The organism is Polyangium fumosum (assembly GCF_005144585.1).
In the GTDB taxonomy this organism is placed as follows: domain Bacteria; phylum Myxococcota_A; class Polyangia; order Polyangiales; family Polyangiaceae; genus Polyangium; species Polyangium fumosum.
Window position 1 is genome coordinate 23,182 of sequence record NZ_SSMQ01000051.1, and the last position, 13,358, is coordinate 36,539.

Annotated in this window: 11 protein-coding genes; 5 read left to right on the forward strand and 6 right to left on the reverse strand. The window is 70.4% G+C overall.

Annotated features, from left to right (window positions below; translation table 11 throughout):
• Window positions 1–24: 24 nt before the first annotated feature.
• Together E8A74_RS35900 and E8A74_RS35910 are read right to left on the reverse strand one after the other, a co-directional pair.
• On the reverse strand, window positions 25–957 hold the full coding sequence (locus tag E8A74_RS35900; protein ID WP_170229620.1) for a LysM peptidoglycan-binding domain-containing protein: 933 nt from the start codon (window positions 955–957) through the stop codon (window positions 25–27).
• A gap of 215 nt (window positions 958–1,172) precedes the next feature.
• A complete protein-coding gene (locus E8A74_RS35910; protein WP_136933604.1) occupies window positions 1,173–2,618 on the reverse strand; it encodes an aminotransferase-like domain-containing protein in 1,446 nt (481 codons plus the stop codon).
• A gap of 184 nt (window positions 2,619–2,802) precedes the next feature.
• Here E8A74_RS35910 and yedA point away from each other — a divergent pair, with 184 nt between their 5' ends.
• Complete coding sequence (gene yedA, locus E8A74_RS35915) at window positions 2,803–3,987, forward strand: drug/metabolite exporter YedA (protein WP_232379903.1); 1,185 nt, start codon at window positions 2,803–2,805, stop codon at window positions 3,985–3,987.
• 11 nt (window positions 3,988–3,998) lie between these two features.
• Here yedA and E8A74_RS35920 read toward each other — a convergent pair whose 3' ends face one another.
• A complete protein-coding gene (locus E8A74_RS35920; protein WP_136933605.1) occupies window positions 3,999–4,616 on the reverse strand; it encodes an RNA polymerase sigma factor in 618 nt (205 codons plus the stop codon).
• 50 nt (window positions 4,617–4,666) lie between these two features.
• Window positions 4,667–6,982, reverse strand: a complete 2,316-nt coding sequence (locus tag E8A74_RS35925) for a heavy metal translocating P-type ATPase (protein ID WP_136933606.1) — start codon at window positions 6,980–6,982, stop codon at window positions 4,667–4,669.
• A gap of 139 nt (window positions 6,983–7,121) precedes the next feature.
• Here E8A74_RS35925 and E8A74_RS35930 point away from each other — a divergent pair, with 139 nt between their 5' ends.
• Window positions 7,122–7,340 (forward strand): heavy-metal-associated domain-containing protein, encoded by a 219-nt coding sequence (locus E8A74_RS35930; protein ID WP_136933607.1) that lies wholly within the window; start codon window positions 7,122–7,124, stop codon window positions 7,338–7,340.
• A gap of 59 nt (window positions 7,341–7,399) precedes the next feature.
• Here the strand turns inward: E8A74_RS35930 and E8A74_RS53115 are convergent, their stop codons facing one another.
• The gene (locus E8A74_RS53115) at window positions 7,400–7,834 is read right to left on the reverse strand and encodes a hypothetical protein (protein WP_170229621.1); all 435 of its coding nucleotides are present in this window, start codon (window positions 7,832–7,834) and stop codon (window positions 7,400–7,402) included.
• A gap of 150 nt (window positions 7,835–7,984) precedes the next feature.
• On the opposite strand from E8A74_RS53115, the gene E8A74_RS35940 reads away from it, so the two are divergent.
• Window positions 7,985–9,442, forward strand: a complete 1,458-nt coding sequence (locus E8A74_RS35940) for a M61 family metallopeptidase (protein WP_136933609.1) — start codon at window positions 7,985–7,987, stop codon at window positions 9,440–9,442.
• Window positions 9,443–9,454: 12 nt separating this feature from the next.
• Here E8A74_RS35940 and E8A74_RS35945 read toward each other — a convergent pair whose 3' ends face one another.
• On the reverse strand, window positions 9,455–10,783 hold the full coding sequence (locus tag E8A74_RS35945) for an MFS transporter (protein WP_170229622.1): 1,329 nt from the start codon (window positions 10,781–10,783) through the stop codon (window positions 9,455–9,457).
• Window positions 10,784–11,072: 289 nt separating this feature from the next.
• Between E8A74_RS35945 and E8A74_RS35950 the strand changes: the two genes are divergently transcribed.
• Window positions 11,073–11,900 (forward strand): siderophore-interacting protein, encoded by an 828-nt coding sequence (locus tag E8A74_RS35950; RefSeq protein WP_170229623.1) that lies wholly within the window; start codon window positions 11,073–11,075, stop codon window positions 11,898–11,900.
• A gap of 153 nt (window positions 11,901–12,053) precedes the next feature.
• The gene (locus E8A74_RS35955) at window positions 12,054–13,106 is read left to right on the forward strand and encodes a DUF6607 family protein (RefSeq protein ID WP_136933612.1); all 1,053 of its coding nucleotides are present in this window, start codon (window positions 12,054–12,056) and stop codon (window positions 13,104–13,106) included.
• The last annotated feature ends 252 nt before the right edge of the window (window positions 13,107–13,358 follow it).

Genomic DNA, 13,358 nt, shown 5'->3' on the forward strand with positions numbered 1-13,358 from the left:
TGCAAGGGTCTTCCCGAGGAGCGCTCACTTGAACGTCAATCGATGGAGTTTGTCGATGAGCGGCGTGGGGTTCTTCAGCGCGGGGTGCCTTCGATAGGGGCCGCTCATCTGCGTCAGCGCCTGTCCGCGCGCCCGCTCGCCGAAGAGCTCGAAATGGATCATCGACATGCCGAGCGAGTCGAGCAGGCCGACGTACGCGATGTGCTCGCCGCATTTTACCTTTTGCCCGGCCCGGACGTTGACCCGCTTGCTGCTCGAGATCTCGCCATACCGGACGACGCCGACGCCCGGGTGGAAGACCTCGAGCGCGTTCGTCCCGTCATAGAAGAAATAGGGGGGGCGGATGATGACGCCGTCGGCGATCGCGCGGATCTTCGAGCCAAACGGGGCATACAGATCCACGCCGCCGTGCTTGCGACCTCCCGAGCGTGGGCAGCCGAAGTACCGCGGACCGTCTTTCCAGCTCGCCGTGGGTTTTTTCCAGAGCGGGAAGACGAGCTTGCGCGCGGCCTTCGAATCCTTGTCGTCGTCCTTGTCTTTGGCGGGCGCCGGCTTCTTCGGCGGGGGTTTCTTCGGCGGCGGTTTGGGCTGGCTCGGCTGCGGCGAGGCGCCGCCGGTGCCGCCGGACGCGCCGGGGAGCTTGATCTGCTGCCCGACGGAGATCTGATTCGGGTTCGAGATCTGCGGGTTTGCCTTGAGGATCGCGCCGACGGTGGTGTCGTATTTCTCCGCGATCGCGCCGAGCGTATCGCCCGACTTCACGGTGTACGAGCCCGGGGCCTTCGCCGACAGCGCCATGATCCTCTGCGGCTGCGCGGGCGCTGGAGCTTCCGGCACAATCGCACGCGCGGCGAACGCCACGGGCGCGGGCGGAGGCGCGCCGGCGACGGGCCCGGGCGGCGGGAGGAAGATGGGAGGCGGCGGCCCGAGGTCGAAAGGCGTGTCGTCGTTCGACATGAGGGATCCGGGGCAAGCAAGGTCGTTGCCAACGGCGCGCCCTCGACAACTACGCGAAAGGACATCGGGTGCAAATGGGGATCCCGGGGCGAGGGTGGATCCGTCAAGATCCATCCCTGGGGCTCAAGTCCCCCAGGAGGGCCCGGCGCGCGCATGGAAGCTCCGTGGGCCCACGAACTTCAATCCGGTGCCCGTCGACGGATGCGCGGGCGTCTCTACCCCGCGCACTCCGCGCAGAGCTTCCCGAGCGTACGAATCGCGTGATCGAAGAGCTCCGACCACGGGTGCCCGCACGACAAGCGGATGTACCCCGTGAAGCGCTGCTTCGCCGAGAAGAGCGGCCCCGGCGCAATGGCAATGCCACGCGCGAGCGCGCGCTCGAAGAGCAGGAGCGCGCTCGTGCCCGGCGGCAGCTCCACCCACAAAAGAAACCCTCCCGCAGGCCGCGAAATGCGCGTTCCGGGCGGGAAATGCTCGGCCACGGCCTCGCTCACCCGCTCGACCTGCGCCGCGAGCTTGCGCCGCAGCGCGCGCAGGTGATGGTCGTAGCCGCCATTGTCGAGGAAATCCGCGACGGCCATTTGCGGCAAGGTCGCGGTGGCCACGCTCTGCGCGAACTTGAGGTGCTCGACCTCCTCGCGGAAGATGCCCGGCGCGGCCCAGCCGACACGATAGCCAGGCGCCACCGTCTTCGAGAACGAGGAGCAGAGCATCACGAGGCCACGTTTGTCGAAGGCCTTGGCCGGCCGCGGGCGCTCGTCGCCGAAATGGAGGTCGCCGTAGATGTCGTCCTCGATGAGCGGGATTTCCCGCCGTCCGAGCATCTCCACGAGCTCCTCCTTCGCCTCGTCCGGCATCAAGGAGCCGAGCGGGTTGTTGAAGTTCGGGATCGCCATCACGGCGCGAATGCGGTGGCGCCCCATCGCCTCCGCGAGCGCGGAGAGATCGAGGCCCGTGCGCGGGTGCGAGGGGATCTCGATGACCCGCATGTGGAGGCTGGCGAGGAGGCGCAAGAGGCCGTAATACGCGGGCGATTCGACGGCCACCGTGTCGCCCGGCCGCGTGGCGGCGCGCAGGCAGAGGTGGAGCGCCTCGGCCGCGCCGACGGTGGTGACGATGTCGTCCGTCGAGAGCGCGCAGCCCCATTCGATGGACCGACGCGCGATTTGCCGGCGCAGCGCGACGAGGCCGGGCGGCAGGTCGTAGCCCACGCCCGCGCCGCCCGCGCTCCGGGCGATGAGGCTCAAGGAGCGGTTCAGCCGCTCGGTCGGCAAGAGCTCGGGATCGAGGAACCCCGCGCCGAGCGGCACGATGCTCGGATCTCGGCCGGCGCCATAGAGCCTCGCGACGAGGGTTCCGATGCTCGGGCGGCTCGTGGTCGTGCACGCGCGCGCCGCGCGGGGCTCGGGCGGGAGCGGCGCGCGGCGCGCCCGCACGTAATGTCCCGACTGGGGCCGCGCCTCGATGACCCCACGATTCTCGAGCTCGAGGTAGGCCTGCAGGACCGTCGCGATGCTGACGCCCTGCTGGCGCGCGAGCCGCCGCACCGAGGGGATCCGATCGCCGGGGCGGAGCGTGCCCCGCTCGATCAGCTCCTCGATGTGCGCGGCGACGCGCTCGTAAAGAAGCCCCTGCCCGGCGGTGACGGTTTCTTCCTGCACGAAGGCCGAGGATACCGCGCGTGGGCCTCCCGCGCACCGGTACAGTTGCCGCGGGTGTCGACCAGCACAGCACGGGTTTCGTTCGACTGTACCGGTCGCACATGCCGAGCAACTGCATCTGTGCCGGCTGCCGGTCCGGGGTCAAGCTTGGGGTATGATGACCGTGCCAAGGTTTCGCGCGGGCGTGGCTCCCTTGACGCCGCACCCTGTCGAGCTCGATCTCGCCAAAGGTGCGTTGTGGGCGCAGAAGCTCCGGGGGCCGTTCGCCCTCGCGTGTACGAGCGGGTCGGTCTGGCTCACGCGCGAGGGTGATCCGGACGACGTGGTGCTCTCGGCGGGCGGCTGCTACCGTGGCGCCGATCAAGGGCTCGTGGTGGTCGAGGCCCTTTCGCGGGCGCACATCACGGTGTCGAGAGAAGGTGTCTCCGGGAAGCTTCGGCGGGTCCTCGCGGCCGTGCGGCAGCAATGGCTCGTCTTGGTCTCGCTCTTTTCCCTCTACGTCATCTGGGGCTCGACGTACCTCGGGATGCACATCGCGCTGGAGACGTTGCCGCCGTTTTACATGGGCGGCACGCGGTTCGTGCTGGCGGGCGGCATTCTGTACGGTGCGCTGCGGCTGCGCGGCGAGGCCGCGCCGACGCGGAGGCAATGGGCCGGGGCCGCGCTCGTGGGCGCGCTCTTGCTCGCGTGTGGCAATGGGTTTCTCGCGATCGGGCAGCAGCGGGGGTGGGTGAGCTCGGGCGTGGCCGCGGTCGTCGTGACGACGATGCCGCTCTGGGTCGCCGTGCTCGGCAGCGCCGCGGCGTTCGTGCAGCGCCGGAGGGGCCGCGAAGGCTCGTCCGCCGCGCCTTCGGCCGGAGAATGGACGGGCCTCCTGGTCGGCTTCACGGGCGCCGCGCTTTTGCACCTCGGCGGCGCGATGGGCGGCTCGACGGGCGGGCTCTTGTTGATGATGCTGTCGCCGTTCGCCTGGGCGCTCGGCTCGCTCTTCAGCCGATCGATGGACCTGCCGAAGGGCCTCATGGCCTCGGCCGCGCAGATGATCGCGGGCGGCGTGATCATGCTCTCCCTCGCGCCGCTCCTCGGTGAGTCGTTTCCGGTCGCGCCCTCGGCACGCTCGCTCGCGGCGCTCGCGTATCTGACGGTGTTCGGCTCGATCGTGGGGTTCTCCGCGTACGGCTACCTCATCCGGAACACGCGGCCGGCCATTGCGACGAGTTATGCGTACGTGAATCCGCTCGTCGCCATCGCGCTCGGGATCTGGCTCGGCGGCGAGGCGGCCTCGGCGACGACGTGGCTCGCGGCGATCATCGTGATCGCGGGCGTCGTGATCGTGTCGGTCGCGCGGGCGCGGCCGTCGAGGTCGTGATCCGCAAAGCGTCAGGCCTTCGGGGCGCAGCCGCCGTGCGCGTGCGCCTCGGGATCGCACGTGCAATCGACGCAGCCGTGCTCGGCGCAGGTCCCGCAGGAGATGGCGACCTGCTTCCGTAACGCCTCGCGCGCGCGGAAGACGCGCACGGCCGCGTTCGAGGGCGTGATGCCCTGCTCGTCGGCGAAGTCCTTCACCGCGACGCCCTCCACCTCGATGCGCTCGAGCGCGGCGCGGTATTCGGGTTTGAGCGTCTTCGCGAGGCGCGTGACGCATTGGCAGATCGCGCCGCGGACCTCCTGGTTCGGCTCGGCGTGATCCTCGACCTCGGAGGCGAAGGCGTCGAGCGCGCGGCGCGCGGAGCCCTGGCGGCGGCGGTGATCGACGACGGCGTTGCGCAGGAGGCGGTAGAACCAGGCGATCGCGGATTCGTCCTTCTGGAGCGTGTCGAGGCGCTGGAGCCCACGCGTGAACGCCTCTTGCAGGATGTCCTCGGCGAGGGCGCGGTCCCCGAGGCGGCGTTCGAGGAACGCCAGAAACGCCCGGTGGTTGTCGACGAGGACACGCGCGACGTCGCCCTCCACGGGCAAGGCGGCGGTCGTCTCGGCGGTCGGGCGAGGATCGGCCATGGGCTCGTTTGTCCCCTCGGTGGGGGCTTCTGTCAACACGGCGCGTTTGCTCATTTGTTCGCGCCGTACGCGCGCAGCCGCAAGGAGCTGAGGAGGACGGACACGCTCGACAGGCTCATGGCCGCGCTCGCCAGCACCGGCGAGAGGAGCCAGCCAGTCAGCGGATAGAGCGCGCCCGCGGCGATGGGAATGCCGAGCACGTTGTAGGCGAAGGCCCAGAAGAGGTTTCGGCGGATGGTGTGCAACGTGGCGCGCGCGAGGCCGAGCGCGGTGGGGAGAGAGGCGATTCCGCCGCGGAGCAGGGCGATGTCGGCCGTGGCGACCGCGATGTCGGTGCCGCTCGCGACCGCGATGCCGACGTGGGCGCCGGCGAGCGCCGGAGCGTCATTGATGCCGTCGCCGACCATCGCGACGACGCGCCCGTTTGCGCGCGCTTCGGACACGATTCGTGCTTTGTCCTCGGGCCGCACGTCCGCGTGCAGCTCGTCGATCCCGAGCGATCGCGCCACGGCGCGCGCGGTGGCCTCGCGATCGCCCGTCGCCATGGCGATATGCACGCCGAGCGCGTGCAGGCCGGCGACGGCTTCTTTCGCCTCCGCCGTCGGCAGATCCGCGACCGCGACGAGGCCGGCGAGCTTGCCCTCGATGGCGACGAAGGAAGGCGTGTTCCCGCCCTGCGCGAGCGCGTCCGCAGCTTCTTCGAGGGGGGAGGCATCGATGCCGTGCTCCGCGAGGTAACGCGTGGTGCCGATACGAACCTCGCGCCCCGCGACACGCGCGATCACGCCGCGCCCCGCGTCCGCGCGGAACTCCTCGGGGGCCACGAGGGCGAGGCCTCGCGCGCGCGCCCCGTCGACGAGGGCTTTTGCGACCGGATGCTCACTCCCGAGCTCGGCGGATCCCACGAGGTGCAGCAGCTCGATGTCGTTGAAGCTCGGCAGGGGCTGCACGGCCGAGAGCGTGGGCCGTCCGGCCGTGACCGTGCCCGTTTTGTCGAGGATCACCGTGTCCACGCGGCTCGCCGCTTCGAGCGCGGTGCCGCCCTTCACGAGCACGCCGAGCTCGGCGCCGCGGCCCGTGCCCACGGCGACGGCCGCAGGCGTGGCGAGGCCGAGCGCGCAGGGGCAAGCAATGACGAGCACCGCGACGAACCGCTCGACCGCAGCGGCGAGGCCCGTCGCGGAAGGGTCGACGAAGAGCCACGCGGCAAACGCGACGGTCGCGATGCCGAGCACCACCGGGACGAAGACCCCGCTGACCGTGTCCGCGAGGCGCGCAATGGGCGCTTTCGAGCCCTGGGCTTCTTCGACGGCCACGGCGATCTGCGCGAGCGTGGTCTCCGCGCCGGTCTTCGTGATGCGCACCGTGAGCTGTCCGCTCTGGTTCAGCGTGCCGCCGAACACAGCGGATCCTGCGGTTTTGTCGACGGGCAGGCTCTCGCCGGTGAGCATCGATTCGTCGACGGCCGACGCGCCGGAGACCACGTCGCCGTCGCTCGGCAGGCGTTCGCCGGGACGAACCCGCACGAGATCGCCCGGCGCGAGCTGGGAAAGCGGGATCTCCTCCTCGACGTCGCCGCGCAGGCGCCGCGTGGTGTTCGGCTGGAGCGCGACGAGCCCGCGTACGGCGTCGGTGAGGCGTTTTTTCGCGCGGGTTTCGAGGAGCTTGCCGAGAAGGACGAAGCTCACGATGGCGCCGACGGCCTCGAAATAGACGTGCGGGCGCTGGCCGTGCGCGGCGTGCGGGAAGAGGCCGGGCGCGAGGACGGCGATCGCGGAGTAGACCCACGCGGCGCCGGTCCCGAGGCCCACGAGCGTGTTCATGTCGGCGGCGTGATGCCGGTGCGCGGCCCAGGCGAGGCGGAAGAAGCGGCGGCCGGGGCCGAGGATCACGGCGGTCGCGAGGGCGAGCTGCACGAAGCGCCCGAGGGGCCCGTCCGCGCCGGGGAAACGGCCGTGTGACATGCCGAGGACGAGCAGCGGGACGGAGAGCCCAAGCGCAAGGGCGAAGTCGCGCCGGAGCCCGCGGCGCTCGTGGTCGAGGCTCGCGTCGGCGGCGTGGGTTCGTTCGATCGGCGCGGCGGCGGAGGTGGCCGGCGCGGCCGCGGGTTGCGGGACGGTGTAGCCCGCGCGCTCGATGGCGGTGACGAGCGCGTTGGGGTCGGAGGCCGCGGGATCGTACGTGATCGTGGCCGTGCGCGTGACGAGGTTGACCTTGGCCTCGTGGACGCCTTCGGTCGCGAGCAAGGCGCGCTCGATGCGCCGCACGCAGGCGGCGCAGGTCATGCCTTCGACGGGCAGGTCGATACGGCGGGCCGCGGCGGCGGAAGGTTCGGGGAGGAAGGCGGGGGCGGATGCGGTCGACATGAAACCTCGCTGTCGACCGGCGCAGACGCGCTCCGGCCTGGCGCATTACACCGGCGGAGGGGGTGAAATGAAAGGCAGGCGGCTGCGTCTTCGGGGTGTGGGCGGCGAACGGGCCGCTCCCGGAAGAAGGAAAGACGCCATGAAGGAAACGTTGCTCCACGTCGAGGGGATGAGCTGCCCCTCCTGCATTCGCCACATCGACAGCGCGCTGCGCGGGATCCAGGGCGTCGAGAAGGTGGACGTGAAGCTCCGCGAGGGCACCGTCCTCGTGACGCACGACCCGTCGAGCGCGCCGACGACCGCGCTCATCGACGCGCTGCGGGACGCGGGTTATTCGTCGCGCCCCCGCGCGGCCTGATGCGCGGGCGAGCGCGCCGGGGCTCTCGGCCCTCCCCGCGAGCTCCGGCGCTTCGTGCTTCACCCGCAAGAACCTTCCCCGCAGCTCATCTGCGCGCCGTGGTTTCGCGCGGCCGTCGGGGTCGTCGCGGGGGCCGGCGTGGGCTTTTCAGCAGGTTCGACCGGGGTCGTGGTCACGGGCGACGGGGCGGGAGGCGCGGCGGCCTGCGTTTCGGCGGGAGGCGCCGTCGTCGCGCGTGGCGCTGCGGCGGGGGTTGCCGCGGCCTTCGCTGGAGCCGCGGAAGGGGGGAGCGTTGCGCTCGGGGGCGCGGGGGGGGTGGATGCAGGTGTCGCGGCTGCGGGCATGTCGTGGGCCGGCGGAGGCATTGCGGCGGGGGCCTCGGCCACCGGTTTCACGTCCGGGCCGTCCGTCGGCGCCGGGGACGTGGTGCAACCGGCGAGCAGGGCGCCCGCCCCGAGGGCGGCCAGCGCCTCGTAGATACGCTTTGCATGCATGACCAAGCTCCTTCACGTGGTGCAGGGGTACGACCCTGCCGACGCAGGAGGGCGCCGCCCATTACAGCCGTCCGTCGTGCGCCCGTGACAGCTCCCCCGCGGCCCGGCGGGGCCCCTTGAAACCAAACACGAAGGGTGTAGACATGGATCATGGCGCGACGGGAAGGCCTGTTCGTCCGGCGGTCCGTTTGTCTGGGCCTGTTCCTCCTCAGCGGGTGCGGAGGCGCGCCCACGACGCCGGCGAGCGGCGCGACGGGGGATACCCCGGCGGTGCATTACTCCTTTGGGGTCGATCCCGAGCTGCGCACGCTTTCGGCCACGGTGTGTCCCCGGGATCTGCGGTTCACCCACCTGCGCATGACGACGCCCGAGCTCCTCGATCGCGTGCGCCGGCCGCGCCTCGTGCAGGCCACGGGCGACGTGCCGCTCGAATTCGAGGAAGACGCCGTGCCCATTGCATCGATGGCGGACGGCGCTTGCATCGGGTACGACGTGGACCTGGGGCCGCCGGGGGAGGGTTTCTGGATCACGCACGGGGATGCCCACGTGCTCGCGGCGCCCGACGTCTGGTTGCTCGCGCCCGAGCCCAGGCCCCCCGGGACGCGCTTGACGGCGAGCTTCACGCTCCCGCCAGGCGTTCACGCCGCCGTCCCCTGGCCCGGGGATCCACGAGGGTATCGTGTGCCGGAGACCGCATTCACGATGCGTGGCGCGGGTGCCTTTGGAAAACTCGAACGGGAGACGGTGCGCGTGGGCGGGGCCGAGCTCGATCTCGTCTCGCTCGGCGGCGGGTTCGGCGCGCGGGCGCCGCTCGTCACGCAATGGATGCAGAGGAGCGCGTCCGCGCTGACCCACCTCCACGACGGGTTTCCCGTTCCGCGCGTGATGGCGCTGCTCATCCCGCAGTCGGGATCGGACGTCGGATTCGGCATGGCGCTGCGTGGCGGCGGACCGACGGTGATGATCCTGGTGGGATCGTCCATCACGCCCGAGGCGCTCGACGCGGAGTGGACGGCCGTGCACGAGCTTTTCCATCTGTCGGCGCCGCGGTTCCAGTCGAAGGACGTCTGGCTGTCGGAGGGGCTCGCGACGTATTACACGTACATCCTGATGGCGCGGGCGGGGATGACGAAGGAACAGGGCGCCTGGGACGATTTGCAGGACGGCTTTCGGCGGGGGAGCCGCCGCGGGACAGGGCGTACGTTGCGGCAGGAGAGCATCGACATGCACGAGACACACGCCTACCAGCGCGTGTATTGGGCTGGCGCGGCCCTTTCGCTCCTCGCGGACGTCGAGCTCCGGAAGCGGGGCGTCGAAGGCGGCCTCGATGGCCCCCTGCGCGAGCTCGCGCGCTGTTGCGCCCGATCCGAGGAGGCGTGGTCTGCCGAGCAGTTCGCCGCGTTCGTCGATCAAAAGACGGGGCAAGCCGTCATGGGGCCGCTCTTCGAGCGGTACATCGATCGAGCGGATTTTCCCGAGACGGCCGAGATCCTCGCGGCGCTCGGCGTGAAGGGGGCCGGGCGGGAGATGACGCTCGCCGCGGATGCCCCGCGCGCCGGCGTGCGGAGCGCGATGATGGCGCCGCGCGCCGGGGGCAAGGGTCCCTGAGCGCGCCTTGGCTCAGGCGGCTTCGGGTTTTGGCGTGGCCTCCGCGGGCGCGCGGCGCTCGATGTTCCGGCGGAAGACGAGCATGCAGACCGGCGCCGCGATCGTCATGAGCCCGATCACGAGCCACATCGGCTGCGAGTCCCGCGGGCCGGTCTGTGGGCAATACACGCTGAGCAGGTAGCCGCTGAGGAAGCCCACGAAAGGTTTGGCGAGGAACAGGGGAATCTCCGAGAGCCCCATGTAGCTCGACTCGCGCCCGGGCGGGGCGATCGTCGCCGTGTATTCATAGAGCCGCGGCGACCAGAGCGCCTCGCCGATCGAGAGCAGGACGATGAACACCACGCTCGCGGCCACGGTCGTCGAGACGGCCATCGCGAGCACGGAGAACGCGGTGATCGTCGCGCCGATCGTGATCACGGGGTAGGGCGGGTACCTGCGCGTGAGCGCCGTCGCCACCGGCGTCAGGACGATGATCATGGCGGGGTTGATCGACCAGTAATACGCGAACGGGAAATCCTGCCCGAACTCGCGGAGCGTGTACTTCGGCCAGGTCAAATGCGCGTGCTGGAGGACGAGGCGGACGAACGTGAGCAGCGCGATGAACCCCAGGAAGATCCAGAAGGACGGCTCGCGCAGCACCTCGCGCGCGATCATGAGCGGGTTTTTCGTGGGCTTGTCCAAGGACGCGGTCGGCTTCGCCTCGCGCATCGAGAGCGCGAGGACGACGTTGACGCAGGAGACGACGAACCCGACGAGGAAGACCATCTGGCTCGACGAGAACGTGACCCCGGCGATCGTCGCGCCGCCCTTGAACCATTTGCGGAACTCGGTGATGAGCGGCCCTTGTGCGAGGGAGCCGATGTTCATGAGCACATAATAAAACGAGAACGCGAACGAGACCGTCGCCGGGGTCGTGTAGCTGCGCACGGCCGCGTTCATCGTGGGCTTCATGCACGCAATGCCCCAGACCGACGCGGCGAGCGACGCATAAATGGTCATCTTGTCGCCGGCGAACGCGAGCATGCCCCGGCCGACGGCGGTGGAGAGCGCCGCGATCACGAGCGCCCGCCGGATCCCGAGGCCATCGGCGATGAAGCCCGCGAAGAACATGACGAGGCTGATGACCGTGAGCCAGGTGCCCGCGACCGAGCCGGCGGCGGTATCGGAGAAGCCGTGGTCATCCGACAAGAAAATCACGAGGAGCGACCAAATGGCGAAATACGCGACGGACTCGAGGAGCTTCATCGCGTACACGGTCCACAGCTCGCGCGGAGAGGCGACGAGCGCGCGCAGATCGGCCGAGAGGGAGCCATCGGCGCGCGCTTCGGGAGGGGCAGCCATGCGCGAACGATACACGCGCCGCGGCCGGAATCTGTCTGTGTTCGAATCGCTCGGGCGGATTCGCCTGGTATCGAGAGCTGCACCGCACCCCCTGCCGCTTTCCCCCTCCTGACCGCGGAAGCCCCTCGCGCGAACGATGCTTTCCCGAGGGGGCGATCGGCAGGTCCGCGCTGCCCTTCGTGTCGGTGCGGACCGACACCTACCGTGGGCCGTCGATGCCAGGGGGGACGTATCTCGCTTGCCTGATCCACGAAGGCCGCCCACCTTCGTCTCCGCAGGAGTGTCCTCCATGAACCGTGAAGACTCGCCCTTCGAGATCGTTCGTCATCCGCTGAAGGTTCGCCGTTTGGTCGTCGCCCACGTCCGCGAGCTCTCGCCGCGGATGCGTCGCATCACGCTCGGCGGTCCCGAGCTCGAGGGCTTCGTCTCCCTGGCACCGGAGGATCACGTAAAACTCTTGTTCCCCGCCGAGGGACAGTCCGAGCCTGCGCTGCCCATCGTCGACGAGCGCGGCGAAATTCGGCCGCCGCCGGGCGCGCGTCCGATCGCGCGCGACTACACCATCCGGGCGCGGCACGTGGACACCATCGACGTCGACTTCTTGTTGCACGCGCATGGCGTCGCCTCCTCCTGGGCGGCGCGCGCGACGCCGGGCGACGTGCTGGGCCTCGCCGGGCCACGTGGCTCGCGCCTGCTCCGGCTGCAACCGGCGTGGCAGCTCTTCGTGGGCGACGAGACGGCGCTGCCGGAGATGGCACGTCGCCTGGAGGAGACGCCGGCGACCGTGCACAACTTCGTGGTCGCGCTGGTGGAGGACACGAACGACCAGGCCGCGTGGCCCGAGCTCGCCCGGCCGGGCGTGGAGACCCGCTGGGTGCACCGCGCAGAGGGGGGCGGAGCGCGGGACGTGGCCCAGCGGCTCGGGGACATCGTGCGCGCGGCCGAGCTTCGTGATCCGGGCGAGGGATTCGCCTGGCTCGCGGGGGAGGCCTCCGAAACCTCTGCGGTGATGCGCGTGCTCCTGCGCGAACGAGGCTTCGCGCGCGCACGGATCCACGCCTCGGGGCACTGGAAGCGCGGCGTGGTCGCGCACGATCATCACGAGCCGCTGAGCTGACGCACGCTCCCCGCGCGGGTCGGCGCGGGCCACCTCCTTCTGCACGCCGCGGTCGCGCGCCTTTCGTTCGCGACGTGAGCGAGCGTTCGTTTTTTTGCCGCGCCCTCCTTTTGATATTGACTTTCATTCGCAACGAAACCTACGAGCCTCCGTATGCGCACTGTGGCTCTGGCTCTGTCTCTGGCGACGACGATGCTCGTGGGATGTGGACATGCAGGCTCGCGGGGCGACCGGCTCGCCCAGGGCGTCCCCCGCACCGAGGCCTGGTGTGGGCCGGGCGTCGCTGCCTTCGACTGTGACCGCCGCGCGATCCTCGCGATGGCCGGCAACTACCGCGTGTCGTTCCACTTCGACGAGACGACGCTCCTCGAACCGGGCTACCTCCCGCGCCCCGTGAAGGACGTGACCGGCACGGAGGCGGTGGTGGTGGTGAGCGACGAGCCGCGGCGCATCGAGCTCCAGCACCTGCTGGTGCTCCCCGCGGGCATGGTGGTCAAGCACTGGCGCCAGGTGTGGGTCTACGAGGCGCCCGAGCATTTCCGGTTCCTCGGCGCGCAGCAGTTCGACCGGCGCACGCGGAGCGAGCAGGAACGCGCGGGCACGTGGACCCAGCTCGTCTACGAAGTCAACGATGCGCCCCGTTACGCCGGCAGCGGCGCCTGGGTGCACCAGAAGAGCTCGTCGACGTGGACCTCGGAGACGACGCTGCGCCCGCTCCCGCGCCGCGAGTACTCCTCGCGCAAGGACTACGACGTCATCATCGCCGAGAACCGGCACACCATCACGCCGCTCGGCTGGACCCACGAGCAGGACAACACCAAGGTCATCCGCCGCGACGGCGCCGAGCGGCCGCTCGTTCGGGAGTTCGGCTTCAACGAATACACCCGCATCGCCGATCCGCTGAGCGCCGCGCAGCGCTACTGGAAGGAGACCGCCCCGTTCTGGGCCGCGGTGCGCGGCCGCTGGGAGACGCACCTCGCGGATGGAGCGCTGTCGCTGGCCTACCCCGTCCACGAGGAGACGTTGCTCATCGACGTGCTCAAGCGCGCCGAGTCGTTCCGCAGCACCCCCGATCTCGCAGAAGCCGAGCGCTGGCTCGACGCGCACTTCGCGAAGATGGTGCGCGCCGATCCCGCGCCTGCGCCCGTGCCCGCGCCCGCGCCCGCCGTGGCCCTCGCGGGGCGGCGTGCCCGGAACGTTCCGTAGAAAGGACCTCGGGGCAGAGCGCGTCGACGAGCGCCAGGAGGTCGTCGACGAGCGCCAGGAGGTCGTCGACGAGCGCTAGGAGGTCCTTGCGCTGGTCGAGGAGGTCCTTGCGCTGGTCGAGGAGGTCCTCGACCTCTGCCAGGAGGTCACTCGACCTCCGCCAAAAGGTCCTCGACGAGCGCCAGGAGGTCCTCGACCAGCTCGAGGAGAGCACTCGACGAGCGCCAGGAGGTCACTCGACCTCTGCCAGGA